Source organism: Streptomyces gobiensis (genome assembly GCF_021216675.1).
Classification (GTDB): Bacteria; Actinomycetota; Actinomycetes; order Streptomycetales; family Streptomycetaceae; genus Streptomyces; species Streptomyces gobiensis.
In genome coordinates this window covers 1,738,003-1,762,737 of record NZ_CP086120.1, presented here as the reverse complement: position 1 = coordinate 1,762,737, position 24,735 = coordinate 1,738,003, and the positions used below count along the sequence as shown (strand labels likewise).

Below are 24,735 nucleotides of genomic sequence, written 5' to 3'. Positions count from 1 at the left end.
GTGCATGAATCTGGCGAAATAGATGCGGTATCAGCGCGCGTGTACCGCCTTCGCGTGATGCACACCACAGAATCGGTGGAGCAGATCGCCAACCGCGCGGGGCTCACCCCCGAAGGAGTCGCCGCCGCCGAGTCCCGGCTCGCCGGACTGGGCCTCCTGCAGCCCTGCCCCAGCGGCGGCTGGGCGGCGGTCAGCCCGGAGACCGCTGCCGACACGCTGCTTGCCGCCGCCCAGAAAGACGTCCTGGAACGGCAGTCGGCCATCGCGGCAACCCGCGCGCGGCTGCACGCGCTGACCGGCGAGTACCTCGAAGCCAGGAGCATGCGCTCGGCCAAGGGCAGCATTGAGATCATCGAAGGCATCGACAACATCCGGTCGGTTATCGATGATCTGGCACGCAACTGCACCTCCTCAGCGGACGCCCTGATTCCCGGCAGCAGCCTGAGCGAGGAGGGCATCCGCGCCGCCATCCCGCTCGACCTGGAAACCCTGGCCCGCGGCGTACGCATACGGACGCTGCTCCAGCACAGCGCACGCAAGCACCGGCCCACCGCCCAGTACGCCGCGACCATCAGCTCCGCCGGGGCACAGGTCCGGAGCACGGGAGTAATCCCCTCCCAGATGCTGATCTACGACAATGACTGCGGCGTACTTCCGGTCGACCCCGCGGACACCGCCGTCGGCGTGGTCCTCGTCCGTGACCCGGCGGTGCTGAGCTTTCTGCAACGGCTCTTCGACCACCACTGGGAGCGCGGCCTCGACTTCACCGCCGAGGAACAGACGAACGGACCGGAACCCACCCAGCTGGAACGCGATGTGCTGCTCCTGCTGGCCGCCGGAAAGAAAAACGAGGTGATCGCCCATCACCTCTGCATCTCCCCGCGCTCCGTCAGCCGGATCGTCGCCACGCTGATGGACCGCCTGGGCGCCACGAGCCGCTTCCAGGCGGGCGTCCGCGCGGCGATGAACGGCTGGCTCTCCTAGCTTGGGTGCGTTGCCTTACCCCGCCCTCTGCCGGTGGGTGGGTCGGGGGCGGTCCGGGGTGGGCCGTTCCGGACCCATGATTTACGGCCCGACGCGCCGTTACGTTGAGTTGGCCGGTGAGGTAAGTGTCGGACCACAAATCACGGGCAAGCGTCCGGAACAACCCACCCCTACCCACCCCCTCGCGCAGCGTTGTGGGCACACAACACCGTGGGGGTCTGAGGGGCGACAGCCCCCAGTTTCGGGAAGGGGCCGGGTTAGGGGAACGCCACCCGCCCCGCAGCGGAGATCGTACCTCGTGCGTGCCATTTCCGCCTCCCGTCGCGTACGGTTAACGGCTGCCCTGAGTACAGCAGAAGGGGGCCCTGGCGTTGAAGGCGCAGGACACAGGCGTGCGGGACCGGGAAATCCACGGCGAGCAGACGCATCTGGACGCGGTGTACCGCCGTCTGGAGGAGAAGATCCACGAGGCGGAGTTCCTGATGGACGACGCCGCCAAGCGTGCCCAGGTGGGCACGCCGGGCGCGCTCGCCGAGCGGGACGCGCAGGTTTTCCAGGCCGGGATGCATCTGCAGCGGCTCAACAATGAGTTCGAGGACTTCCTGTTCGGCCGGGTCGATCTGCTGCCCGGCAAGGACGGAAAGCGCGGCCCGGACGGCGCGTATACGTCGGTGGAGCCCGCCGATGACGCGGTGGCGGCGGACAACACCGCCGAGATCGCCGAGACCCTGCACATCGGGCGCCTGGGCGTGCTGGACGCGGAGTACACGCCGTTGGTCATCGACTGGCGAGCCCCCGCGGCCGCGCCCTTCTACCGGGCCACCCCGGTGGCCCCCGGCCGGGTGGTCCGGCGCCGGGTGATCCGCTCCAGGGGCCGCAAGGTGCTGGGTGTCGAGGACGATCTGCTGCGCCCGGAGCTGACGGCGACCCTGGACGGCGCGGAGCTGCCGGTAGTCGGCGACGGTGCGCTGATGGCCGCGCTGGGCCGGGCCCGTTCCCACACGATGCGGGACATCGTCTCCTCCATCCAGGCCGAGCAGGACCTGGTGATCCGCGCCCCCGCCGCGTCGGTGACCGAGGTCGAGGGCGGCCCGGGAACCGGCAAGACAGCCGTCGCTCTGCACCGCGCCGCGTACCTCCTCTACCAGGACCGGCGCCGCTACGCGGGCGGCATCCTGATCGTCAGCCCCACTCCGCTGCTGGTCTCCTACACCGAGGGCGTGCTGCCCTCCCTCGGCGAAGAGGGCCAGGTCGCCATCCGCGCCCTGGGTTCCCTGGTGGAGGGGGCAGAGGCCGATACGTATGACCCCCAGCCGGTGGCCCGTGTCAAGGGCTCCGCCCGCATGGCCAAGGTGCTGCGCAAGGCGGCCCGCGGCACGCTGGAGCTGGCCGTGGCGCAGCGCGCCACGCCGCTGCGGCTGCGGGTGGTGGCGTTCGGTACGCGGGTCGAGCTGGACGAGGGTGAGCTCGCGCGGATCCGGCAGCATGTGCTGGGCGGGACCGCGCCGGTGAATCTGCTGAAGCCGCGGGCGCGGAAGCTGCTGCTGGACGCGCTCTGGGAGAAGTCCGGGGCGGGGAAGCGCTATACGGATCCGGAGCTGGCGGCGGAGGCGCGGGAGGGGTTCGATGAGGACATCTCCACCGAGGACGACTTCATCGAGTTTCTGGACGCCTGGTGGCCCGAGCTGACGCCGCGCCGGGTGCTGGCCGCGATGGCGGATGAGAAGCGGCTGGGGCGCTGGACGCGGCGGGTGCTGCAGCCCCGGGAGGTGCGGCGGCTGTCGCGGTCGCTGTCCCGGCTGGACGCGGAGGGGCACGGGCCGCTGTCCGTGCATGATGTGGCGCTGCTCGATGAGCTGGCGGTGCTGCTCGGGGCGCCCGCGCGGCCCAGGAAGCGTGATGTGGACCCGCTGGACCAGTTCACCGGGCTGGAGGAGCTGACGACCTTCGCCGACCGGAACCCGCACCGCCGGGAGCGGGGCGAGCGGCTGGAGCAGGAGCGTAAGGACTACGCGCACATCATCGTGGACGAGGCGCAGGATCTGACCCCCATGCAGTGGCGGATGGTCGGCCGACGGGGGCGGCAGGCGACCTGGACGGTGGTCGGCGATCCGGCGCAGAGCTCCTGGTCCGATCCGGAGGAGGCCGCCGGGGCGCGGGATGAGGCGCTGGGTACCCGGCCGCGGCGGCGCTTCGAGCTGACCGTGAACTACCGGAATCCGGCGGAGGTCGCCGAGCTGGCGAGCCGGGTACTGGCACTGGCCATGCCCGGATCCGAGCCGCCCAGGGCGGTGCGGTCCACGGGTCTGGTGCCACGGTTCGCGGTGGCCGGGGAAGACCTGGGCTCCTCCGTACGGGAGGAGGCGGTGCGGCTGCTCGATGAGGTGGAGGGCACGGTCGGCGTGGTTGTCGCGATGGGGCGGCGCCAGCAGGCCGCACGGTGGCTCGCGGGGCTGGGAGAGCGCGTGGTGCCGCTGGGCAGTCTGGAGGCGAAGGGCCTGGAGTATGACGCGACCATCGTGCTGTCCCCGGCGGAGATCGCGGATGAGTCTCCGGCGGGGCTGCGGGTGCTCTACGTGGCGCTGACCCGGGCCACCCAGCAGCTGACGATCCTGGCCGGGGAGCGGGATCTGCCCGACCAGGAGGGAGTGCCTGATCTGCTCAGGGAGTAACTTCCGCAGCAGGAATCACGTGTGGTGCTGGTTTGTTAGCCTGTGTGTGGCACCGGCCCGATCCATGCCCCCGGGCCCAACCATTGTCGCTACGAGCGACCACTTGCCGCGAGGCGAGCTGGCGGGTCGGTGCCGCCCTTCCTTTCCGTAGCCGTCTCAGCCGTCGTGTCGACCGTTGTGCCGACGCCGTGTCAGCCGACGACGCGGACCTGCTCCGCCTGGGGCCCTTTACGGCCCGTTGCGATCTCGAATTCCACTCGCTGGGCGTCCTGCAGGCTGCGATATCCGTCACCGGTGATCGAGCTGTAGTGGACGAAAACATCCGGCCCGCCGCCCTCCTGGGCGATGAAGCCATAGCCCTTCTCGGCGTTGAACCACTTGACCGTGCCATGAGCCATGCTGCTGCTCCCTGAGTACTGAGGCTGTGCGCGCCAGAGCCTAAGGCGGGCCTTGCCGGATTCAGTGAGGATTCAGCTGGTTGGTGGCGGTTTTCCCGCTAAGGGGTGGATGAGGCCGCCAGGCTGACGTGCTATCGCATCGTGGAAACTTTATTTCCAAAACCCTGGGGTGGTTACCCCGTACTCGCCGGTAGGTGGGACTATTCGGAAGCACAACGCGAACATGCGATCCAGGGAAAGCAGAGGAAGTCGGCCATGGCAATGGCGCCCAGCGTCTCGTACTCGATGACCGTCCGGCTGGAGGTCCCAGCCGGAGGAAGCTCGGTCAGCCAGATCACCCAGGTCGTGGAGTCCTCCGGAGGCCATGTCACCGGCCTCGATGTCACCGCCTCCGGCCATGAGCGGCTTCGCATCGACGTCACCATCGCGGCGACCTCCACCGACCATGCCGACGAAATCGTGCGGAAACTCGGCGGCATCGAGGGTGTCGCGCTGGGCAAGGTCTCCGACCGTACGTTCCTGATGCACCTCGGCGGCAAGATCGAGATGGCATCCAAGCACCCCATTCGCAACCGTGATGATCTCTCCATGGTCTACACGCCCGGTGTCGCCCGGGTCTGCACCCAGATCGCGGAGAACCCCGAGGACGCCCGGCGGCTGACCATCAAGCGCAACAGCGTGGCGGTCGTCACGGACGGCTCGGCCGTGCTGGGCCTGGGCAACATCGGCCCGCAGGCCGCACTGCCCGTGATGGAGGGCAAGGCGGCCCTCTTCAAGCGCTTCGCCGGGATCGACGCCTGGCCGATCTGTCTGGACACGCAGGACTCGGACGCCATTGTGGAGGTCGTCAAGGCGATCGCCCCGGGCTTCGCGGGCATCAACCTGGAGGACATCTCCGCGCCCCGCTGCTTCGAGATCGAAGCGCGGCTGCGGGAGGCCCTGGATATCCCGGTCTTCCACGATGACCAGCACGGCACCGCGATCGTGGTGCTCGCGGCGCTGTACAACGCGCTGCGGGTCGTCGGCAAGGACATCGGCGGTGTACGGGTCGTGATGTCCGGCGCGGGCGCAGCCGGTACCGCCATTCTCAAGCTGCTGATGGCCGCCGGTGTCAAGCACGCTGTCGTCGCCGACATCCACGGTGTCGTGCACGCGGACCGTGCGGACCTCAAGGGCGCGGACGGCGGCTCGGCGCTGCACTGGATCGCCGACAACACCAACCCCGAAGGCGTCACCGGCACCCTCAGGGAGGCCGTTGCCGGTGCGGATGTCTTCATCGGCGTCTCGGCCCCGAATGTGCTCAGGGCCGAGGATGTCGCGGCGATGGCACAGGGTGCCATTGTGTTCGCGCTTGCTAATCCGGACCCGGAGGTCGACCCGGCGGTGGCCCGGCAGACCGCGGCGGTGGTGGCCACCGGCCGTTCGGACTTCCCGAACCAGATCAATAATGTGCTGGTCTTCCCGGGGGTGTTCCGTGGTCTGCTGGACGCTCAGTCGCGTACGGTCAATGACGAGATGATGCTGGCCGCCGCCCGCGCGCTGGCGGATGTCGTACACGAGGACGAGCTGAACGCGAACTACATCGTCCCGAGCGTTTTCAACGAAAGAGTCTCGGGAGCGGTCGCCGACGCCGTGCGCGACGCGGCACAGTCCGCTTCCTCCGGGGCGGGCGTCGGGGCGGTCGACAGTGTGAGTACCGCCACGACTGCGTGATGACCGGCGCGTCGCGGTGTGCGGCGCCCGGATTGCGCCCTTAGGGTGGCGTGAGACGTATCGGGCAGAGCCTACGGAACGTCACCTTGGCGAGACGCTGGCGCTTTTCGTGTGACTCTGCAGGGCGCCGGATTGGCTTTCCCGCCACTGGTGGAGGCAGGATGCGTTCCGGGCGCGAGGGTCTGAGACCAGACCCGGGTCCGGGGACTGTCCGAGGGCCCTGGCAGCATCGGCTTCGATCTCACGCCTCATCGGCAAGAAGAACACGGGAGTAACAGACTATGAACCGCAGTGAGCTGGTGGCCGCTCTGGCCGACCGCGCCGAGGTGACGCGCAAGGACGCCGACGCCGTTCTGGCCGCCCTCGCCGAGGTGACTGGCGAGGTCGTCGCGAAGGGCGACGAGAAGGTCACCATCCCCGGTTTCCTGACTTTTGAGCGCACCCATCGGGCTGCTCGCACCGCGCGTAACCCGCAGACCGGTGACCCGATCCAGATCCCGGCCGGGTACAGCGTCAAGGTTTCGGCGGGCTCGAAGCTCAAGGAAGCCGCGAAGGGCAAGTAAGCCCCTCAGCGCACCCCAAAGGGGGGCGGCCACCCTTTTGCCAGGGTGGCCGCCCTCTTTTTTGCGGCTGAACCGCCGCCGCTCTCGCGGAGGTGGTTGCTCGCCGTTGGGGTTACTCAATTCGTGGCTGGGATGGTGACGAATTGGGTTGCCCCAATTACCGCCCCTTCCCGGCTGGGTCGATATGCGGCTCCGCCGCGTGGCGGGGCTTTGCCCCGGCTGCGGGTGCCGTGGGTGGGGTTCCCCGTATCCCGCCCCTTCCCGGAAACCGGGGCTTCGCCCCGGGGCCCGGGGGCCGGTGCGGCTGCGTGGGCCGGTGTTGTGCCCACCAAGCGTCGCGAGCTCCGCCCCGGGGTGGGCCGGAGCGTCGTGGCTGGTGTGGGTGGGTGGTTGCGTAGCAGGGTGGACCTACGCCCCTCGCGGGGCTGGGGGCACCTCCCAGACGAAGTCTGGGGGAGAGTGCCCACAACCCTTACGAGAAGGGGTAGGTCGTCAGGTCTACCCCGTTCAGGGAGGGGGCCAGGGTGGTGCGGGGGCCTGGGGGGATGCCGGGGACGGTGGGGACGGCCAGGACGTGGCAGCCGGCGGCCAGGGCGGCGGTGGTGCCGGTGGGGGTGTCCTCCACGGCCAGACAGGCCCCGGGGTCCACCGCGAGCCTCGCACAGGCGCTCAGGTACGGATCGGGGTGCGGCTTGCCGCGTGGGGTCTCGCCCTGCGTCACCGAGACGGCGAACCGGTGCGGGCCCAGCACCCGCAGCACCAGCTCGGCCACCGCCCGCTCCGAGGCGGTGACCAGGGCGACCGGTACCCCGAGCGCCCGCGCCTGGTCCAGCAGCCGCAGGGCGCCCGGCTGAACGGTGACCCCGGCGGCGACCCGGGCGGTGAACTCCCGGTCGAGCCGGGACGCCGCCTCGGTGGCGGTCAGCGGGATACGGTCCGCCAGCAGGGCGGCGGCCGGTCCCACCGGGAGCCCGGCGAAGGGGGTGACGGCTGGCTCATCGGCGGCGGCGCCATGGGCCCGTAGCAGTCCGGCGACGGCGGACAGCCACTCACGCTCGGTATCGACGAGGGTGCCGTCCATATCGCAGAGCAGTGCCGCGGGCAGGGTACGGGTGCCGGGGGTGCGGGTACGCAAATCGGGCTCGCTTATCGAGTGGTGCGGGTCAGCGGATTGGCCTGCGTGGAGTTCCGTACGGTGAAGACCACCGAGCCGGGCCGGTAGCGGTCGTCCGAGGTCTCCACCGGACGGCCCTCCGCGGTCGTCGTGGTGCGCCGCACCCGCAGCAGCGGGCTGCCGCGCCGTACCGTCAGCTGGCGGGCGTCCACCGTGCCCGCGGCGACCGCGTCGATGTGATGCTCACCGTGGGCGAAGACCAGCCCGGTGTCCTCGTACAGCCGCTGGGTGACCGACTCGCAGTCCACCGGCAGCCGTTCAACGGCTCCGGCGATCCAGTCCGCGTAGACCGTACGCTCCAGCAGCACCGGATCACCGTCCAGCGTACGGATCCGCAGCACCCGCAGGACCGGGGCGTCCAGCGGCAGTTGCAGCAGCGCCGCTTCCTCACCGCTCGCCGTGCCACGGGCGGAGTCCAGCACCAGACCGCCGGGAAGGTGCCCGCCCGCCCGCGCCCACTGGGCGAAGCTGCGCAGCTCGGCGAAGGACTGGCTGGGCGCGGTGGACAGCACGACCCGGCGGGCGCCCTGCCGGGAGCCGATCAGCCCTTCGGCCTGCAGGGCGCTGACGGCCTGCCGGACCGTACCGCGCGACACCGCGTGCGCGGCGGCCAGTTCGGCCTCCGAGGGCAGCGCGCCGCCCACCGGATACGCGCCGTCGGCGATGGCGCGACGGAGGGTGTCGGCGATCTGCTCATGCCGTCGGGTCACAGGGCTCCTCGGGATGTCATCTGTGCGCAGTTTAGCGCAAGCGCCAGGGTAGAGGACGTTACGTCTAACCGCTCTCCAGGAGGCTAAACCTGTCTTTGTATAACGCTTCTGAGCAGGGCATTTGCTGGCAGCAAAGCTTTGCCTGCCGGTCATCTGCCTGTTAACTTGCCCTGGCTTACTGACTGGCAGCTTGTCCATACAGGTAGGAGTGGAACGTGAAGGTATCCCGCGCGGGCCGTCTGCGCACAGCAGCGGCCACCGCACTCATCATGGCGGCCGTATCGGGCGCCGCCACCGGCTGTGGCTCGGCCCCCGCGTCGGCCACCGACAGCGAAGCGGCCAAGGCGGCCTCCGCGAAGGACTTCGGCGGCATGGACAAGCTCATCGCGGCGGCCAAGAAGGAGGGGCAGCTCAATGTCTACGCCCTCGCCCCGGACTGGGCGAACTACGGCGAGATGATCGAGGCCTTCGAGAAGAAGTACGGCATCAAGGTCAACAACGAGGACCCCAGCGGCAGCAGCCAGGGTGCTCTGAACGCCGCCGCCAAGCGCAAGGGCCAGGACCGTGCCGTTGACGCCCTCGACCTCGGCACCGCTTATATGCAGGAAGCCAAGAAGAAGGGCCTGCTCGCCCCGTACAAGGTCGCCGAGTGGGAAAGCATCCCCGACTCGCAGAAGCAGCCCGACGGTTCCTATATGAACAACTACGGCGGCTATATCTCCATCGGGTGTGATGCCAAGGTCATCAAGAAGTGCCCGGAGACCTTCAAGGATCTTCTGAAGCCCGAGTACAGGAACAAGGTCGCGCTCAACGGCAATCCGACGGAGTCCGGCTCCGCCTTCTCCACGGTCTTCGCCACCGCGCTCGCGAACGGTGGTTCCTTCGACGATGTCCAGCCCGGTCTGGACTTCTTCAAGGAGCTCAAGCAGAGGGGCAACTACCTGCCCGTCGAGTCCTCCAAGGCGACCATCCAGAAGGGCGAGACCCCGATCTCCATCGACTGGGACTATCTCAACCTCGGCTACAGCGAGCAGCTGAAGGGCGTCGACTGGCAGGTCACCGTGCCGTCCGACGGCGTCTACGCGCAGTACTACAACCAGGGCGTCAACAAGTACGCGCCGCACCCGGCCGCCGCCCGGCTCTGGCTGGAGTTCATCTACAGCACCGAAGGCCAGAACATCTGGCTGAAGGGCTACTCCCGTCCCGCCCTGCTCGACGACATGGTCCAGGACGGTACGGCCGACAAGGCGGCCGCCGCGAAGATCCCCGAGGTCGAGGGCGAGCCCACGTTCCCCACCCAGGAGCAGGAGGCGGCCGCCAAGGAGGTCATCGGCAAGGGCTGGGGCAAGGCCGTCAGCTGATGAGCACCACCCGTACCAGCGGCCAGCGGACGCCCCGCCGTAACCGGCGGCGGCCCCGCTGGCCCGCCGTCCTGCCCTTCTTCCTCTTCCTGGCCGTCTGCTTCGGCATCCCCGCCGGGACCATGGCCATGGGCGCCTTCACGGTGACCGATCCGGCCACCGGCGCCAGCCGCTACGGACTGGACAACGTCACCGACTCCCTCTCCGGCGCCTACGCCACCGGACTGACCGGAAGCGTCCGGCTCTCGCTGTTCAGCGCCCTGCTGGCGACCGTGCTGGGCACCCTCACCGGGCAGGCCGTGGTCGCCTCCCGGCGCCCGGCGCTGCGTAAGGCCGTGGTCGCCGCCTGTGGAGTGCTCGCCAACTTCAGCGGTGCGCCGCTCGCCTTCGCCTTTATCGCGACGCTGGGCACCACCGGTGTGGTCACCCGGATGTTCGACCTCCAGCGCACCGGCTTCAGCCTCTACTCCTTCACCGGACTGGTGCTGGCCTACCTCTACTTCATGATTCCGCTCATGGTGGTGGCCGTGCTGCCCGCGCTGGACGGTGTGCGCACCCAGTGGCAGGAGGCCGCCGCATCCTGTGGCGCCACCCGCGGCCAGTTCTGGCGGCATATCGGCATCCCGGTGCTGATGCCGTCGCTGCTCGGCGGCGCGGTGCTGATGTTCGGCACCTCCTTTGCCTCGCATGCCACCGCCGCCGTGATGACCGGCAGTTCGGTGCCGCTGATCACCATTCAGATATCCAATGCGCTGAACGGCAATGTCCTGGTCGGCCAGGAGAATCTGGCGCTCGCCATGAGCCTCAATATGGTGGTGATCGCACTGCTGGTGATGTCCGTTCAGATTCCCCTCCAGCGACGGAGTGCCCGATGGCTCGGCTGAACTCACGCCACGCGGTGCAGGGACTCGCCGCGCTCTACTTTCTCGTCCCCATCGGCGCCTCCTTCTGGTTCACCGTCGACGACCCCGTCGAGGGGGTCGTCTTTGACGCGTACACCGAGGGCATGGCCTCCGAAGGGCTCACCACGAGCCTGACGCTCTCCATCGGGCTCGGCCTGGCCACCGTCGCGCTGGGACTGCTGCTGATGGTGCCGACCATGGTCGCCGTCGCGCTCCATCTGCCACGGCTGCGCCGGACCGTAGAGCTGCTGTCCATGATGCCGCTGGTGGTCCCGCCGATCGCGCTGGTCGCGGGGGTGAGCACGGTGCTCAGCTGGGATCAGGACCTGGCGGACACGCCCTTCTACCAGACCTTCCAGGTGCTGCAGAACCGCGACTTCCCGCTGATCCTGGTGCTGGTCTATACGGTGATGTCGCTGCCGTTCCTCTACCGCTCGCTGGACGCCGGACTGCGCGCCATCGATCTGCGCACCCTGGTCGAGGCGTCCCGCAGCCTCGGCGCTTCCCGGACGCAGACACTGCGGCAGGTCGTCGTGCCCAATCTGCGCCCCGCGGTGGTGGGCGGCGCGGTGCTCAGCCTGGCCATGGTGCTCGGCGAGTTCACCGTCGCCTCCGTGCTCAGCTTCCGGCCGTTCGCCGTCTGGATGGTCGAAGTCCAGGACAGCCAGCCCCAGCTGTCGGTGGCCGCAGCGATGCTGAGCCTGCTGATCAGCTGGGCCCTGCTGCTGGTGCTCACCACCCTGGCGGGTGGCCGGACCAGCCCTCGTTACGAGAGTCAGAAGAACCAGAGCCAGAAGAACCAGAGCCGTAATAACCAGAGCGGTAAGAACCAGAGGAACTCCACGTCATGAGCGTCCCCGTACAACTTAAGCGCCTGCGCCGGGAGTTCGGCTCCACCACCGCACTGGACGGCCTGGATCTGGAGATCGCCCCCGGTGAGCTGGTCGCCCTGCTCGGCCCCTCCGGCTGCGGCAAGACCACCGCCCTGCGCATCATCGCGGGCTTTGAGACCGCCGACTCCGGTGAGCTGCTGATGGACGGCCGGGATGTCACCGGTGTCCCCGCCAGCCGACGGGACATCGGCATGGTCTTCCAGTCCTACAGCCTCTTTCCCAATATGACGGCCGCCGAGAATGTCGCCTACGGGCTGCGGGTGCGCGGGGTGGGCGGTGCGGAGCGGGCCAGGCGCGCGGCTGAGCTGCTGGAGCTGGTCGGGCTGCCCGGGCGCGAGGGCGGCTATCCGCACCAGCTCTCCGGCGGTCAGCAGCAGCGGGTGGCGCTCGCCCGCGCGCTCGCCACCCAGCCCAAGGTGCTGCTGCTCGATGAGCCGCTGTCCGCGCTGGACGCCAAGGTACGGCTGACGCTGCGCGAGGAGATCCGCCGTCTCCAGCTGGAGCTGGGCATCACCACCGTCTTTGTCACCCATGACCAGGAGGAGGCGCTGTCCATGGCCGACCGCGTCGCGGTGATGAAGGACGGCCGCCTCGAACAGTGCGCCGCGCCCGCCGAGCTGTACGAGCGCCCGGCTACGCCCTTTGTCGCCGAGTTCGTCGGCACGATGAACCGGCTGCCGGGGACCGTACGGGACGGCGGCACCGTCGAGGTGCTGGGCCGGCGGTTGCCGGTGCACACGGAGACCGAGGGCGTGGTGCCGGCCGAGGGCACCGAGGTCGATGTGCTGGTGCGCCCGGAGGGCCTCGCGGTCCACCAGGGCGAGACGACGACGGACCGTACGACCGACAGCACACCCGTGACGGTCCGGGTGGCGACCTTCCTCGGCCCCGTGACCCGGTTGCATCTCACCACCGACGCCGGCACCCGTTTCAAGGCCGATCTGCCCAGCTGGGAGGCGACCGGACTGGTCCCGGGAGCACGCTGCACGATCACCCCGCATGACAACCCCGTGCTGGTCGCCGACCGTACCGAGCCCTGAGCACCGAGCCCTGAGTACCGAGCCTTGAGGAGTGGCCCGAGCCGGAGCCGGGACAACCGGGGGCCCAGGCAGGGCCCCCGGTTGTTTCAGGGAAGCTCGACCTTGGCGCCCAGGGCGGGGAGCTTTTTCATGAAGTTCTCGTAGCCCCGGTTGATGAGGTCGATGCCGTGCACCCGGGACGTACCCTGGGCCGCCAACGCGGCGATCAGATACGAGAATCCGCCCCGGAGGTCCGGGATGACCAGATCGGAGCCCTGTAGCTTGGTCGGTCCGGAAACCACCGCGGAGTGCAGGAAGTTGCGCTGGCCAAAGCGGCAGGGCGTGCCGCCCAGGCACTCGCGGTAGACCTGTATGTGGGCGCCCATCTGGTTCAGTGCCTCGGTGAAGCCGAGCCGGGACTCGTAGACCGTCTCATGGACGATGGACAGGCCTGAGGCCTGGGTGAGGGCGACCACCAGCGGCTGCTGCCAGTCGGTCTGGAAGCCGGGGTGGACATCGGTCTCCAGCGCGATCGCCTTGAGTGGCCCGCCCGGATGCCAGAAGCGGATGCCGTGGTCGTCGACCTCGAAGGAACCGCCGACCTTCCGGTACGTGTTGAGGAAGGTCATCATCTCCCGCTGGCTGGCGCCGCGTACATAGACGCTGCCGCCGGTCGCCAGCGCGGCGCTCGCCCAGGAGGCCGCCTCCAGCCGGTCCGGCAGCGCACGGTGGTTGTAGCCGCCGAGCTTGTCAACACCCGTGACCCGGATGGTCCGGTCGGTGTCCATGGAGATGATCGCGCCCATCTTCTGCAGTACGCAGATGAGGTCCTCGATCTCCGGCTCCACGGCCGCGTTGGAGAGCTCCGTCACACCTTCCGCCAGAACAGCGGTCAACAGCACCTGCTCGGTTGATCCAACCGAGGGATACGGCAGCCGGATCTTGCAGCCGCGCAGCCGCTGCGGAGCCTCCAGATACTGACCGTCCGCCCGCTTCTCGATCGTCGCGCCGAATTTCCGCAGCACATCGAAGTGGAAATCGACCGGACGGCCGCCGATGTCACAGCCGCCCAGACCCGGGATAAAGGCGTGCCCGAGACGGTGCAGCAGCGGGCCGCAGAAGAGAATCGGAATCCGGGACGAGCCCGCGTGCGCGTCAATGTCCGCGACATTCGCGCTCTCCACATGCGACGGGTCGAGCACCAGCTCAGCGGGCTCCTCACCGCCCCGCACGGTGACGCCGTGCAGTTGCAGCAGACCGCGGACCACCCGCACATCCCGGATGTCGGGAACGTTGCGCAGTCGGCTGGGTTCGCTGCCGAGCAGCGCCGCGACCATGGCCTTGGGCACGAGGTTCTTCGCGCCGCGGACCCGGATCTCGCCCTCGAGCGGGGTGCCGCCGTGGACGAGCAGTACATCTTCGGTGCCGGTCATGGAACTCGCGATCTCTACATACGGCCAGGGAACAAATGGAATGGTAATGGCCGCGCGTGGTGGTTCCGTAGGCCCGCGTCAGTAGCAGCACTCTCCGCGTATCCACGACGGCGGGATGTGACGAAACGGGTATGCGGATTGACTCCCCGCGAGCACGAAAGGTGCGGGATCATTGGGGCATGACCGAGGTGTCCTCGCTCGCCGGACGGCTGCTCGTCGCGACTCCGGCGCTGGCGGATCCGAACTTCGACCGCGCGGTGGTGCTGCTCCTCGACCATGACGAGGAGGGCTCGCTCGGCGTGGTCCTCAACCGGCCGACGCCGGTCGACGTCGGCGACATCCTGGAGCCCTGGGCCGAGCTGGCCGGGGACCCGGGCGTGATCTTCCAGGGCGGGCCGGTCTCCCTGGACGCGGCGCTCGGTGTCGCGGTCATCCCCGGCTCCGAGGGCCCACTCGGCTGGCGCCGGGTCCACGGCGCGATCGGCCTGGTGGATCTGGAGGCGCCGCCCGAAGTGCTCGCCGCCGAGCTGGGCTCCCTGCGGATCTTCGCGGGCTACGCGGGCTGGGGTCCGGGACAGCTGGAGGACGAGTTGTCGGAGGGTGCCTGGTATGTCGTGGAATCGGAGCCCGGCGATGTTTCCTCACCGGACCCTGAGCGGCTGTGGCGGTCCGTACTGCGCCGTCAGCGCAGTGAGCTGGCCATGGTGGCGACATATCCGGACGACCCCTCGCTCAACTGACCAAAACTCCGGGCAGACTGAGCCCAGCGCGGTCTCGGACATCACGAACGGGCATGGGTACCCTTGGGTCGTATGAGCACTCTTGAGCCCGAGCGCGGGGCGGGTACCGGCACCCTGGTCGAGCCGACCCCGCAGGTGTCACACGGCGATGGCGACCATGAGCGCTACGCCCACTATGTCCAGAAGGACAAGATCATGGCGAGCGCGATGGACGGCACCCCCGTCGTCGCACTCTGCGGCAAGGTCTGGGTCCCGGGGCGCGACCCCAAGAAGTATCCGGTCTGCCCCATGTGCAAGGAGATTTACGAGTCCATGGGTTCCGGCGGGGACAAGGGCGGTAAGGACGGCAAGGACGGCGGCAAGAAGTAGCCTCCGCGACGGCCGCCGATACGCTGTCCCGCAGGGCTTTCGACGGCCCCCGAGGTGCGCTCACCGCGCCCTCCGGGGGTCGTTCGCTTGCCGGGACGGGCTGCTGGGGCTACAAGGGGCCGCTGGGGCTACAGGGGGTGCGATGTACGACGAGGACCGGATCCGCAGAACGCAGGAGCTCTGTGAGACGGGACGGTTCGCCGAGGCGCACGCGCTGCTCGATGACGCATGGGTGATGGACGCCGGAAGCCTCGGCTATCTGCTGCGGGCCTATGTCTTCGCGTTGCAGGGAAAGTCGGCGCAGAGCCGGGAGGCGGTGGACTGGGCGCTGCTGCGGCGGGAGGGCGAGCCGGTGGATGTGCTCTGCCTGGCCGGGCAGGTGCTGCTGGCGCTGGGGGATGAGCACCGCGCCGTGTCCATCGCCCAGCAGGCCACGGCCGTCGCCCCGGACGACTGGCGGCCCCGGGTGCTGCTCGCGGACGCCTACCGGGAGCTGGACCGGATCGCCGAGAGCGTCACAGCGGCCCGCCGTGCGGTGGCCCTCGCACCGCATGAGGCGGATACACATCTGGCGCTGGCCCGGTCGCTGACGCTGCGGCCCAGGGGCCGCACCGAGGAGCGGGATCAGGCGCTGGCCAACGCCAAGGAGCTCGGCGCGGACATCACCGATACCGCCGGTGCCCGGCTGCCCTGGTGGCGGCGGCTGCGCTGGCTGCCCGGGCTGGTGACCTTCGCGGTCCTCCAGACGCTGCTCGCCATCGACTGGCGGCTGGCGGCCGGGCTGCTCGGTGCCCTGGTGCTGGCTCTCGGCGGCCTGTGGGTGCTCGCGGCCCGGCGTACGGGGGCGGGGCCCGGCAACCGCGTCCAGGCCGCCCGCGCCGCCTCCCGGGCGGAGCTGGTCACCGATCCGGGGCGGGAGCGGCACGCGCTGCTGGCCGCGGTCGCCCTGCTGCCCACGGTGCCGTTCGCCGCCACCGGCTTCCTCACCGCGGCCGCCGCGGACGGCGAGCCCTGGCCGCTGGGCGCGGCCGTCCTGGCCGCGGTGGGCGCGGCGGCGGCGTTGTGCGGGCTGGCCGCGCTGGTGCGCTGGTGGTACGGGGAGGTCTTTCTGCGCCATGTGGCGCTGCGCAGCCCGCTGACCGAGGGGCACCTGATCGCGATCCTGCTGCTGTCCGGTGGCGCGGTCGGGCTGTCGCTGGCGGGGGTCCCCAGGGGGCTGTGGTGGGACGCGCTGTTCCTGGCGCATCTGGGCTGGTTCATCGGAGGCCTGCTGATCAACGTCCGGCTCTACGGTCGCGAACAACGCCGCCGAGCCGGGGAGTAACCCCGGGGCCCGCGCCCTGGGGTGCCCATGGCCCGTGCCCCGCGCGGTAGCGCACCCGTAGCGAACAGGAGCTGTGATGGCCGATACGGATCTGGTACCCGCCCCCCGGCAGCTGCGGGAGGTGCCGCCCCGGGACGGGCGGTACGTACTCGACCAGAGAACGATGCTGGCGGCGGAGCCAGCGACGGAGGGCGTCGCACGCTGGCTGCGGGCCACCGTTGGCGCCGCCACCGGACTCCCGTTCCCGGCAGGCCGCAGTGGCAGCGGCATCTGGCTGCGGATCAGTCCCGAGATCGCGGAGAGATGGGGACCGGAGGGATATCGGCTCGTTGTCGACGGCTACCAGACCGTCATCGACGGGGGCAGCGCTGCGGGGGTCTTCTGGGGCGCGCAGACGTTCCGGCAGCTGCTCGGCCCGGACGCGTACCGACGGGCGCCGCTGAGCAGGAACCAGGCGGAGTGGGCGGTGCCGTGCGTCACCGTCGAGGACAGCCCGCGGTTCACCTGGCGCGGGTTCATGCTGGATGTCGCGCGGCACTTCATGCCCAAGGACGGGGTCCTGCGCTACATCGACCTGCTCGCCGCGCACAAGCTCAATGTGCTGCATCTTCATCTGACCGACGATCAGGGATGGCGTATTGAGATCAAGCGGTATCCGAAGCTGACAGAGGTTGGTGCCTGGCGGGACCGGACCCGGGTGGGACACGGGAAGTCTCAGATCTGGGACGAGCGGCCGCACGGTGGCTACTACACCCAGGACGACATCCGGGAGATCGTCGCCTATGCCGCCGAGCGGCACATCACCGTTGTCCCGGAGATCGATGTCCCAGGGCACTCCCAGGCCGCCATCGCGGCCTATCCGGAGCTGGGTAACGCCGATGCGGTCGATACGGCGGCGCTCGGCGTGTGGACGGACTGGGGGATCAACCCCAATGTGCTGGCGCCCACGGACGGCACGCTGCGGTTCTATGAAGGGGTGTTGCAGGAGGTGCTGGAGCTCTTCCCCGGTCAGTTCGTGCATATCGGCGGCGATGAGTGCCCCAAGGAGCAGTGGCGGCGGTCGCCCGCCGCGCAGGCGCGGATCAAGGAGCAGGGGCTCAGGGGCGAGGACGAGCTCCAGTCCTGGTTCATCCGGCACTTCGACACCTGGCTCGCCCAGCGCGGACGGCGGCTCATCGGCTGGGACGAGATCCTGGAGGGCGGCCTGGCGCCGGGCGCCGCCGTGTCCTCGTGGCGGGGGTACGCGGGTGGGATCGCGGCCGCCGAGGCGGGACATGATGTCGTGGTCTGCCCCGAGCAGCAGGTCTACCTCGACCACCGGCAGGCGGACGGCACGGAGGAGCCGGTGCCGATCGGCTACGTACGGACCCTGCGCGACGTCTACCACTTCGAGCCGGTGCCACCGCAACTCGCGGGGACCGAGCGGGCGAAGCATGTGATCGGCGCGCAGGCCAATATCTGGACCGAGGTCACGGAGACTCAGCAGCGGGTGGACTACCAGACGTTCCCCAGGCTGTCCGCCTTCGCCGAGGTGGCCTGGAGCGCGGCGGACCGCCGGGACTGGCCGGACTTCGAGCGGCGGATGGAACGAGCGCACTACGCCCGCCTCGACGCGCTCGGTGTGGCGTACCGGCCGCCGTCCGGACCGTACCCCTGGCAGCGTCGCCCTGGGGTGCTCGGACGCCCGATCGACGGGTCGCCCCCGATCGTGTGAGACGTTCCCAAGGTCGGCGTCCGCGCCCGCCGACCCTGAGACCGTGAGGCATGGCCTCGTGCTCAAAGCCGCCCAAGTCCCCCCGGGAGCGGCAATCGGTGTATTCCGCGGACTTGGCGCGAAAGTGGATTACCGGCCAGGCCAGGGAGGTAACCACCCTTCGCGGACCCTCGCATCGGCCGCGCGAGGAGATGTGCCAGAGTTACCAGGGACCCGCTTCGGGGCGGACGCATTCGTCGTGGTTGTTGTGGGCGGTGTGTTGCCTTGCGGGGTGGGACCAGGGACCCGCTTTGGGGCGGACGCATTCGTCGTGGTTGTCGTGGGCGGTGGGTTGCCTTGCGGGGTGGGTCCAGGGACCCGCAGGACCCGCTTCGGGGCGGACACGTTCGCCGTGGTCGATGCGGGTGGTGGGTTGCCTTGCGGGGTGAGGCCACACGTCCGGGCTCTGAGCGCGTACCGTACGCCTGGGCAGCCGGGACAACCGGGGAAGGGGCAGCAGGATTGAGCACGCACGCACCGCATGCGCCGCATGGCCCAGGGGTGGCGCGGTCCGTCACCCTGCCGACCACGCTTGAGGAAGCGGTGGCGGCGCTCACCGCCATGCCCACCGCCGTGCCGGTCGCGGGCGGCACCGATCTGATGGCCGCCGTGAACTCCGGGCAGTTGCGCCCCGCCGCGCTGGTTGGTCTGGGCCGCATCGGCGATATCCGCGGCTGGGAGTACCAGGACGGGCACGGAGTGCTCGGCGCCGGTCTGACCCACGCCCGGATGGGCCGCCCCGACTTCGCCGCCCTCTTCCCGGCCCTGGCCGCCGCTGCCCGGTCCGCGGGCCCGCCGCAGATCCGTAACGCCGGGACACTCGGCGGCAATATCGTCAGCGCCGCACCCACCGGTGACACGCTGCCCGTGCTGGCCGCGCTGGAAGCGACCCTGCTGATCGCCGGACCGGCGGGCGCCCAGCGGGAGATCGCGGTCAGCCACCTCCTCACCGGGATGGAGATGCTCCAGCCCGGTGAGCTCGTCGGCCGCATCCGCGTGCCGCTGCTGCACGCCCCGCAGACCTTCCTCAAGGCCACCGGGCGTACCGGCCCGGGCCGTGCCCTGGCCTCGGCCGCTGTCGTCCTCGATCCGGCGCGGCGCGGTGTGCGCTGCGCGATCGGCGCTGTCGCCCCCATGCCGCTGCGGCCACTGGAGGCCGAGTGCTGGGTGGCTTCCCTGATCGACTGGTCGGTCGTCATGGAGAAAGGCGCCAGCGCGCTCGCCCCGGAGGCGCTGACCGCTTTTGGGGAGTATGTCGCGATGGCCTGTATCCCCGACGCTCCGCCCCCGGAGGACGGGGGCGAGGCCCCCGTTCTGCCGCCCGCCGCGCTGCAGTTGCGGCGTACTGTGGCGGCACTGGCCCGCCGCGGACTCGGGAGGGCGCTCGCATGAGCAATGACCAGCAGCCGACGACGCCGGTACCCCAGGGCGGCTGGGGCGGTGAATACGACGCGGAGGCCACCGCGTTCATACAACTCCCCAGCACCGACCCGCAGCCCGACCCCCTCGCCGCGCCCGGCACCGGGCAGGGCTGGACCCCGCCGGTCGTCCCCCCGATGACCCCGGCCGCCAGCACGGACCCGGCGGCCACCGGACACTGGACGCTGCCCTTCACCGGGCCGGAGGCAGCGGCCGCCGCCGAGCCGGAGCAGCCATCCGCGGTCCCGGCCCCTGACCCCGGCGCGACGCCGTCGGCGGCCGCCATGGGCCAGGGTGCGGCCGCCGCGCTGGCGGGCTCGCAGGAGGCCCGTACGCAGCCGACGGCGGGTGCCCGCTGGGAGAGCCCGGCGCAGACCGGCCAGTGGACCATTCCGGCCGCCGAAGCGGGCGCCCCGGACGACTCCGGTGAGTACCGGCTCCAGGCGACCCCGGTTTCCGGCCCGGCCCCGACGCCGTGGGCGCAGCAGGAGCCTGCCGCACCCGAGCCCGTAGCATCCGAGCCGGAGCCCGAACCCGCACCCGAGCCCGAACCCGAGCCCGAACCCGGGCTTGGCCCGGAGCCGGAGCCGGAGACAGAGCCCGAGGCGGAAGCCGCTCCCGACGCCCTCGCCCCGGACAGCGAGCACCCGCACACCTCCTACGTGCTGCGCGTCAACGGCGCCGACCGGCCCGTCACCGAGGCCTGGATCGGTGAATCGCTGCTCTACGTGCTGCGCGAGCGGCTTGGCCTCGCCGGAGCCAAGGACGGCTGCTCCCAGGGCGAGTGCGGCGCCTGCTCGGTGCAGGTGGACGGCAGACTCGTCGCCTCCTGCCTGGTGCCCGCCGCGACCACCGCCGGTTCCGAGATCCGTACCGTCGAAGGGCTGGCCGAGAACGGCGCGCCCTCCGATGTCCAGCGGGCGCTCGCCGAACGGGCCGGGGTGCAGTGCGGCTTCTGTGTGCCCGGCATGGCGATGACCGTGCACGACCTGCTGGCGGGCAACCACGCTCCGACCGAGCTGGAAGCCCGCCAGGCACTCAGCGGCAACCTCTGCCGCTGCTCCGGCTACCGTGGCGTGCTCGAAGCGGTCCGCGAGGTCGTCGCCGGGCGTGCCGCCCAGGCCGAGCGCGCGGCCGCGGAGACGGCCAGGGCAGCCGAGCCGGCCGGAAACGCAGCGACCGGGAGTCAGCCCGGCGAAGCCCGGATTCCGCATCAGGCCGGGCCCAGCGATGAGGGAGGCGCGCAGTGACGTCTGGCGACGCTGTGACAGCGACCCCCGCAGGTGGCACCCCGCTGCCGCCTGCCGTGAGCGCGGAGCCGCATGGGCTGGGCACCTCGCTGCGGCCCGCCGACGCGCTCGCCAAGTCGCAGGGGACCTTTCCCTACGCCGCCGACCTCTGGGCCGAGGGCCTGCTGTGGGCCGCCGTGCTACGGGCCCCGCACCCCCACGCCCGGATCACCGCCATCGACACGGAGCAGGCCGCCGCGATGCCCGGCGTACGGTCCGTGGTCACCCATGAGGACGTTCCCGGCGACGCCACCCACGGCCGTACCGTCGCCGACCGGCCCGCCTTCGCCCGCGACGTCGTACGCCACTATGGCGAGCCCATCGCCGCCGTCGCCGCTGACCACCCTGACACCGCCCGGCTGGCGGTCGCCGCGATCGCCGTCGAGTACGAGGTGCTGGAGCCGGTCACCGACCCGGAGAAGGCCTTCGAGGCGGACCCGATCCACCCCGACGGCAATCTGGTCCGCCATATCCCGCTCCGCTACGGCGACCCGGAGGTCACCGGCGAGGTCGTCGTCGAAGGGCTCTACCGCATCGGCCGCCAGGACCCCGCGCCCATCGGTGCCGAGGCCGGGCTGGCCGTGCCCCGGCCGGACGGCGGGGTGGAGATCTACACCGCCTCCACCGACCCGCATACCGACCGCGATCTGGCCGCCGCCTGCTTCGGACTGCGCCCCGAACAGGTCAAGGTCGTGGTCACCGGAGTCCCCGGCGCCATGGGCGACCGCGAGGATCTCAGCATCCAGCTCCCGCTCGGGCTGCTCGCGATGAAGACCGGCTGCCCGGTCAAGCTCGCCGTCAGCCGTGAGGAGTCCTTCCTCGGCCACGCCCACCGCCACCCCACCCTGCTGCGCTACCGCCACCATGCCGACAGCGGAGGCAAGCTGCTCAAGGTCGAGGCGCAGATCCTGCTGGACGCGGGCGCCTACGCCGACACCTCCGCCGAGGTGCTGGCCGCCGCGGTCTCCTTCGCCGCGGGCCCGTATGTGGTGCCGCACGCGGTGATCGACGGCTGGGCGGTCCGTACGAACAATCCGCCCTCCGGACATGTCCGGGGCGAGGGCGCGATGCAGGTCTGCGCCGCGTACGAGGGCCAGATGGACAAGCTCGCCGCCCAGCTGGGGCTTGACCCGGCCGAGTTGCGTGCCCGCAATGTCATGGCCACCGGCGATCTGCTGCCCACCGGCCAGACCGTCACCTGCCCGGCCCCGGTCGGTGAGCTGCTGCGGGCCGTACGGGAGGCGCCGCTGCCCGCGCTCCCCAAGGACAGCCCCGCTGCGGACTGGCTGCTGCCCGGTGGCCCCGAGGGCGCGGGCGAGCCGAGTGCCGTACGGCGCGGCGTGGGCCACGCGCTGGGCATGGTGCACATGCTGGGTGCGGAGGGCACCGACGAGGTGTCCACGGCCACGGTCAAGGTCAACGGCCCGGTGGCGACGGTGATGTGCGCCGCCGTGGAGACGGGCCAGGGCTTCGCCACGCTCGCCCGGCAGATCGTCCAGGAGGTCCTCGGCGTCGACGAGGTGTATGTCGCCTCCGTCGACACCGACCAGCCCCCGGCCGGTCCCGGCGCCCGCGGCCGTCACACCTGGGTCTCGGGCGGAGCGGTCGAGCGGGCCGCGAAAATGGTCCGCACCCAGCTGCTTCAGCCGCTGGCGGCGAAGTTCGGGATGTCCACCGAGCTGCTGTCCATCGCCGACGGCAAGATCACCTCCTATGACGGGGTGCTGTCGACGACCGTCGTCGAGGCGCTGGAGGGCAAGGAGCTGTGGGCTACCGCGCAGTGCCGTCCGCATCCCACCGAGCCGCTGGACGACACCGGCCAGGGCGACGCTTTCGTCAGCCTGGCCTTCGCGGCCGTACGGGCCGTGGTGGACGTAGACATCGAGCTGGGCTCGATCCGCGTCGTTGAGCTGGCCATCGCCCAGGACGTGGGCCGGGTGCTCAACCCCGAGCAGGTCCGGGGCCGTATCGAGGCGGGCCTCACCCAGGGCCTGGGCGCGGCCCTCACCGAGCATCTCCGGGTGGCCCGGGGGGTGGTCCGGCATCCCGACTTCACCGCCTACGCCTTGCCGACGGCGCTGGACGCTCCCGCCATCCGGATCGTCAAGCTCATCGAGGAACGGGATGTGGTGGCCCCGTTCGGCGCCAAGTCGGTCAGCGCGGTTCCGGTAGTGGTTTCCCCGGCAGCGATCGCCTCCGCGGTCCGCGCGGCCACGGGCCGCCCGGTGAACCGGCTCCCGATCCGCCCCCAGGCGGCGGTGACCACGCCGTAGCGGGGTGCCCGTGATGGGGTTCCCCGATCATCCCTCCCCTCCCACTGTGCCGAATTGCGACTGGGTGGTGGATGAACTCAGGCGGAGAGCTCTCCGCCCTTGACGCCGCCCACGAACGAGGACCAGGCCGACGGCGGGAAGACGAGCGCCGGTCCGTGAGGCCGCTTGCTGTCCCGGACAGGGACAGCACCGGGGACATCGTCAACGACCTCGACACATCCGTTCTGCCCGTTATCGCTGTAACTCGACTTGCGCCAAGCGGTGAGTATTGAAGCGTCAGGAATCGCGTTCATGTCTCATATTCTCTCAGGTAGCGTCGGATCAGATCGAGAGACTTGTCCTCTGGCAGGGCCATGGACCGGGCGATATCAAAGAGTTGCGTCAGCCCGAGGATCCGCCCCGGCGACTCTACTGGCTCACCGGTCGCGAAGCTCTCGATGAGGGCAATCGTCCCGCCATCCTTCAGGGTCATCAGGGTCAGCCCCCCTCCCAGAATGGGGTGTGGCCCCTGTCCGAATGGCAGTACTTGCACCGTAACGCGCGGGTGTTTGACCGTCTCCAGCACCTCATGAAGCTGCGTGCACATACCTGGGGGATGTGCTCGAACTCATCGGCGTCTCCCGGCACATCGCACAGCTTCAGGAGACGGAAGAGGGGACTCCGGTCGTCGTCTTCCAGCCCCTGGACCGAGCGGCGGTCCGCGTGATCGCCAGCACCCTCACCCAGGGGTGCATGAACGGCGCTCCCCAACTCGGCGTTGCCATGTGGAGCGACGGAATGCGGTGCGTCGGTGAGGTCATGGGCCGCAGCGGACACAGCGTACGGCTGCGGTCCCTGGCCGACGGCCGAGAGTGGCGCGGCAGCCCGGGTGACCTCCGGATCGCGCAGGTCCAGGAAGTGCACGCGGCCCTGACGGCACGCCCGAAGTCCAGCGTTACGCAGTAGGCGCCCCGGCGGGTGCTGCAACACCCCCGGGGCCGGGTCAACCAAAAGGAAGTGAGGCCAACCATGCGTTACCGTATCGCCCAGTTCGTGAAACGGGTATTCCCCCGACGGCGTTCTCACGCCCCCCACGCGGTCTGCGCGGCCATGCCCGCGCCAGCAGTACCGCCACCTCCGCCGTACCCACCGCGCGTGCCCAAGCACAGCATGCCGCTGGACGGCGACGCGTCCGCGATGATCCGCCCGTACATCCTCGCGCACGAACGCGAGCAACAGCGCCAGGACCGAGAACTGCTCGCCGCTCTCACCCAGTTCAGCGACGTGCCCATGTCCTCCCATGCCGTGTGAACACCGCGACCTTGAGAAGCGCGGAAACACAAAGATCTGCAAGGCCTGCCGAAAGGTCATCTACAGCGGAAGAACAGCACCTCTGGTTTTCCTGTCCGGCCGGTAATCGCTCGGCAGTCGCACAGTCGACCCGGCAACTCTAACTTCCGCCAGGTGCGGACAACGGCCGTTCCGTGTTGCGCGAACCGGCGCCGGAAGGGGCCGGTTTGTTGCCTGGGACACAGGTAACCGGGGGAAGATTTCAGTCATCCGCGTGATGGCCGAAGCGCAGTGGTCTACCGGTCCCGGATGTTGTGCGGGACTGCGTCTAGCTCGTAAGGAACGGTTCTACCCCACGTTCGTTACGTCCATAACTATACAAACGGTGGGATTGGTTCACTCCCCTCCACCCATCGTCTTTAGGACAGACCAGTCAAGATCGGTTCCCCCAAGAACCTGCATCGTGCAAATGTTCCC

23 protein-coding genes are annotated in these 24,735 nt (G+C 70.0%); 17 read left to right on the top strand and 6 right to left on the bottom strand.

The window, feature by feature from the left end; genetic code table 11:
* Positions 1 to 57: 57 nt before the first annotated feature.
* Together test1122_RS08155 and test1122_RS08150 are read left to right on the top strand one after the other, a co-directional pair.
* Positions 58 to 984: a helix-turn-helix transcriptional regulator gene (locus test1122_RS08155; protein ID WP_232271818.1), complete on the top strand. Its 927-nt coding sequence runs from the start codon at positions 58 to 60 to the stop codon at positions 982 to 984.
* Positions 985 to 1,355: 371 nt separating this feature from the next.
* Positions 1,356 to 3,656: a HelD family protein gene (locus tag test1122_RS08150; RefSeq protein WP_232268496.1), complete on the top strand. Its 2,301-nt coding sequence runs from the start codon at positions 1,356 to 1,358 to the stop codon at positions 3,654 to 3,656.
* 191 nt (positions 3,657 to 3,847) lie between these two features.
* On the opposite strand, the gene test1122_RS08145 is transcribed toward test1122_RS08150, so the two are convergent.
* Positions 3,848 to 4,054, bottom strand: a complete 207-nt coding sequence (locus test1122_RS08145) for a cold-shock protein (RefSeq protein ID WP_232268495.1) — start codon at positions 4,052 to 4,054, stop codon at positions 3,848 to 3,850.
* Between the two features lie 255 nt (positions 4,055 to 4,309).
* Here test1122_RS08145 and test1122_RS08140 point away from each other — a divergent pair, with 255 nt between their 5' ends.
* Both test1122_RS08140 and test1122_RS08135 read left to right on the top strand, forming a co-directional pair.
* Positions 4,310 to 5,767, top strand: coding sequence for an NAD-dependent malic enzyme (locus test1122_RS08140; RefSeq protein ID WP_232268494.1), 1,458 nt, complete (start codon positions 4,310 to 4,312; stop codon positions 5,765 to 5,767).
* A gap of 281 nt (positions 5,768 to 6,048) precedes the next feature.
* Positions 6,049 to 6,330, top strand: a complete 282-nt coding sequence (locus tag test1122_RS08135) for an HU family DNA-binding protein (RefSeq protein WP_006605312.1) — start codon at positions 6,049 to 6,051, stop codon at positions 6,328 to 6,330.
* Positions 6,331 to 6,802: 472 nt separating this feature from the next.
* Here the strand turns inward: test1122_RS08135 and test1122_RS08130 are convergent, their stop codons facing one another.
* Both test1122_RS08130 and test1122_RS08125 read right to left on the bottom strand, forming a co-directional pair.
* The gene (locus test1122_RS08130; RefSeq protein WP_277879806.1) at positions 6,803 to 7,465 is read right to left on the bottom strand and encodes an HAD family hydrolase; all 663 of its coding nucleotides are present in this window, start codon (positions 7,463 to 7,465) and stop codon (positions 6,803 to 6,805) included.
* 11 nt (positions 7,466 to 7,476) lie between these two features.
* Complete coding sequence (locus test1122_RS08125) at positions 7,477 to 8,214, bottom strand: GntR family transcriptional regulator (protein WP_232268493.1); 738 nt, start codon at positions 8,212 to 8,214, stop codon at positions 7,477 to 7,479.
* A gap of 269 nt (positions 8,215 to 8,483) precedes the next feature.
* On the opposite strand from test1122_RS08125, the gene test1122_RS08120 reads away from it, so the two are divergent.
* Genes test1122_RS08120 through test1122_RS08105 form a run of 4 tightly spaced genes read left to right on the top strand, consistent with a single transcriptional unit; the run spans position 8,484 to position 12,410 of the window.
* Positions 8,484 to 9,575: an ABC transporter substrate-binding protein gene (locus test1122_RS08120; RefSeq protein WP_232271816.1), complete on the top strand. Its 1,092-nt coding sequence runs from the start codon at positions 8,484 to 8,486 to the stop codon at positions 9,573 to 9,575.
* Complete coding sequence (locus test1122_RS08115; protein WP_232268492.1) at positions 9,575 to 10,459, top strand: ABC transporter permease; 885 nt, start codon at positions 9,575 to 9,577, stop codon at positions 10,457 to 10,459. The genes test1122_RS08120 and test1122_RS08115 overlap by 1 nt, the downstream gene beginning before the upstream one ends.
* Complete coding sequence (locus test1122_RS08110) at positions 10,447 to 11,328, top strand: ABC transporter permease (protein WP_232268491.1); 882 nt, start codon at positions 10,447 to 10,449, stop codon at positions 11,326 to 11,328. Before test1122_RS08115 ends, test1122_RS08110 begins: the two co-directional genes overlap by 13 nt.
* Positions 11,325 to 12,410, top strand: coding sequence for an ABC transporter ATP-binding protein (locus test1122_RS08105; protein WP_232268490.1), 1,086 nt, complete (start codon positions 11,325 to 11,327; stop codon positions 12,408 to 12,410). Before test1122_RS08110 ends, test1122_RS08105 begins: the two co-directional genes overlap by 4 nt.
* Positions 12,411 to 12,496: 86 nt before the next feature.
* On the opposite strand, the gene murA is transcribed toward test1122_RS08105, so the two are convergent.
* The gene (murA, locus tag test1122_RS08100) at positions 12,497 to 13,822 is read right to left on the bottom strand and encodes a UDP-N-acetylglucosamine 1-carboxyvinyltransferase (protein WP_232268489.1); all 1,326 of its coding nucleotides are present in this window, start codon (positions 13,820 to 13,822) and stop codon (positions 12,497 to 12,499) included.
* 179 nt (positions 13,823 to 14,001) lie between these two features.
* On the opposite strand from murA, the gene test1122_RS08095 reads away from it, so the two are divergent.
* From test1122_RS08095 to test1122_RS08065, 7 genes are all read left to right on the top strand, one after another.
* The gene (locus test1122_RS08095; protein WP_232268488.1) at positions 14,002 to 14,562 is read left to right on the top strand and encodes a YqgE/AlgH family protein; all 561 of its coding nucleotides are present in this window, start codon (positions 14,002 to 14,004) and stop codon (positions 14,560 to 14,562) included.
* 72 nt (positions 14,563 to 14,634) lie between these two features.
* A complete protein-coding gene (locus test1122_RS08090) occupies positions 14,635 to 14,931 on the top strand; it encodes a DUF3039 domain-containing protein (protein ID WP_232268487.1) in 297 nt (98 codons plus the stop codon).
* Positions 14,932 to 15,073: 142 nt separating this feature from the next.
* Entirely contained in the window at positions 15,074 to 16,255 is a 1,182-nt protein-coding gene (locus test1122_RS08085) for a tetratricopeptide repeat protein (RefSeq protein WP_232268486.1), read from the top strand.
* 76 nt (positions 16,256 to 16,331) lie between these two features.
* Positions 16,332 to 17,969 (top strand): beta-N-acetylhexosaminidase, encoded by a 1,638-nt coding sequence (locus test1122_RS08080; RefSeq protein WP_232268485.1) that lies wholly within the window; start codon positions 16,332 to 16,334, stop codon positions 17,967 to 17,969.
* Between the two features lie 501 nt (positions 17,970 to 18,470).
* On the top strand, positions 18,471 to 19,400 hold the full coding sequence (locus test1122_RS08075; RefSeq protein ID WP_232268484.1) for an FAD binding domain-containing protein: 930 nt from the start codon (positions 18,471 to 18,473) through the stop codon (positions 19,398 to 19,400).
* The gene (locus tag test1122_RS08070; RefSeq protein ID WP_232268483.1) at positions 19,397 to 20,677 is read left to right on the top strand and encodes a (2Fe-2S)-binding protein; all 1,281 of its coding nucleotides are present in this window, start codon (positions 19,397 to 19,399) and stop codon (positions 20,675 to 20,677) included. The genes test1122_RS08075 and test1122_RS08070 overlap by 4 nt, the downstream gene beginning before the upstream one ends.
* Positions 20,674 to 22,989: a xanthine dehydrogenase family protein molybdopterin-binding subunit gene (locus tag test1122_RS08065; RefSeq protein WP_422396945.1), complete on the top strand. Its 2,316-nt coding sequence runs from the start codon at positions 20,674 to 20,676 to the stop codon at positions 22,987 to 22,989. Before test1122_RS08070 ends, test1122_RS08065 begins: the two co-directional genes overlap by 4 nt.
* Before the next feature lie 77 nt (positions 22,990 to 23,066).
* Here test1122_RS08065 and test1122_RS08060 read toward each other — a convergent pair whose 3' ends face one another.
* Positions 23,067 to 23,282: a DUF397 domain-containing protein gene (locus tag test1122_RS08060; RefSeq protein ID WP_232268482.1), complete on the bottom strand. Its 216-nt coding sequence runs from the start codon at positions 23,280 to 23,282 to the stop codon at positions 23,067 to 23,069.
* On the bottom strand, positions 23,279 to 23,575 hold the full coding sequence (locus test1122_RS08055) for a Scr1 family TA system antitoxin-like transcriptional regulator (RefSeq protein ID WP_277879805.1): 297 nt from the start codon (positions 23,573 to 23,575) through the stop codon (positions 23,279 to 23,281). Before test1122_RS08055 ends, test1122_RS08060 begins: the two co-directional genes overlap by 4 nt.
* An 11-nt stretch (positions 23,576 to 23,586) precedes the next feature.
* Between test1122_RS08055 and test1122_RS08050 the strand changes: the two genes are divergently transcribed.
* Positions 23,587 to 23,934 (top strand): hypothetical protein, encoded by a 348-nt coding sequence (locus tag test1122_RS08050; protein WP_232268480.1) that lies wholly within the window; start codon positions 23,587 to 23,589, stop codon positions 23,932 to 23,934.
* Between the two features lie 189 nt (positions 23,935 to 24,123).
* Complete coding sequence (locus test1122_RS08045) at positions 24,124 to 24,279, top strand: hypothetical protein (RefSeq protein ID WP_232268479.1); 156 nt, start codon at positions 24,124 to 24,126, stop codon at positions 24,277 to 24,279.
* Positions 24,280 to 24,735: the final 456 nt, after the last annotated feature.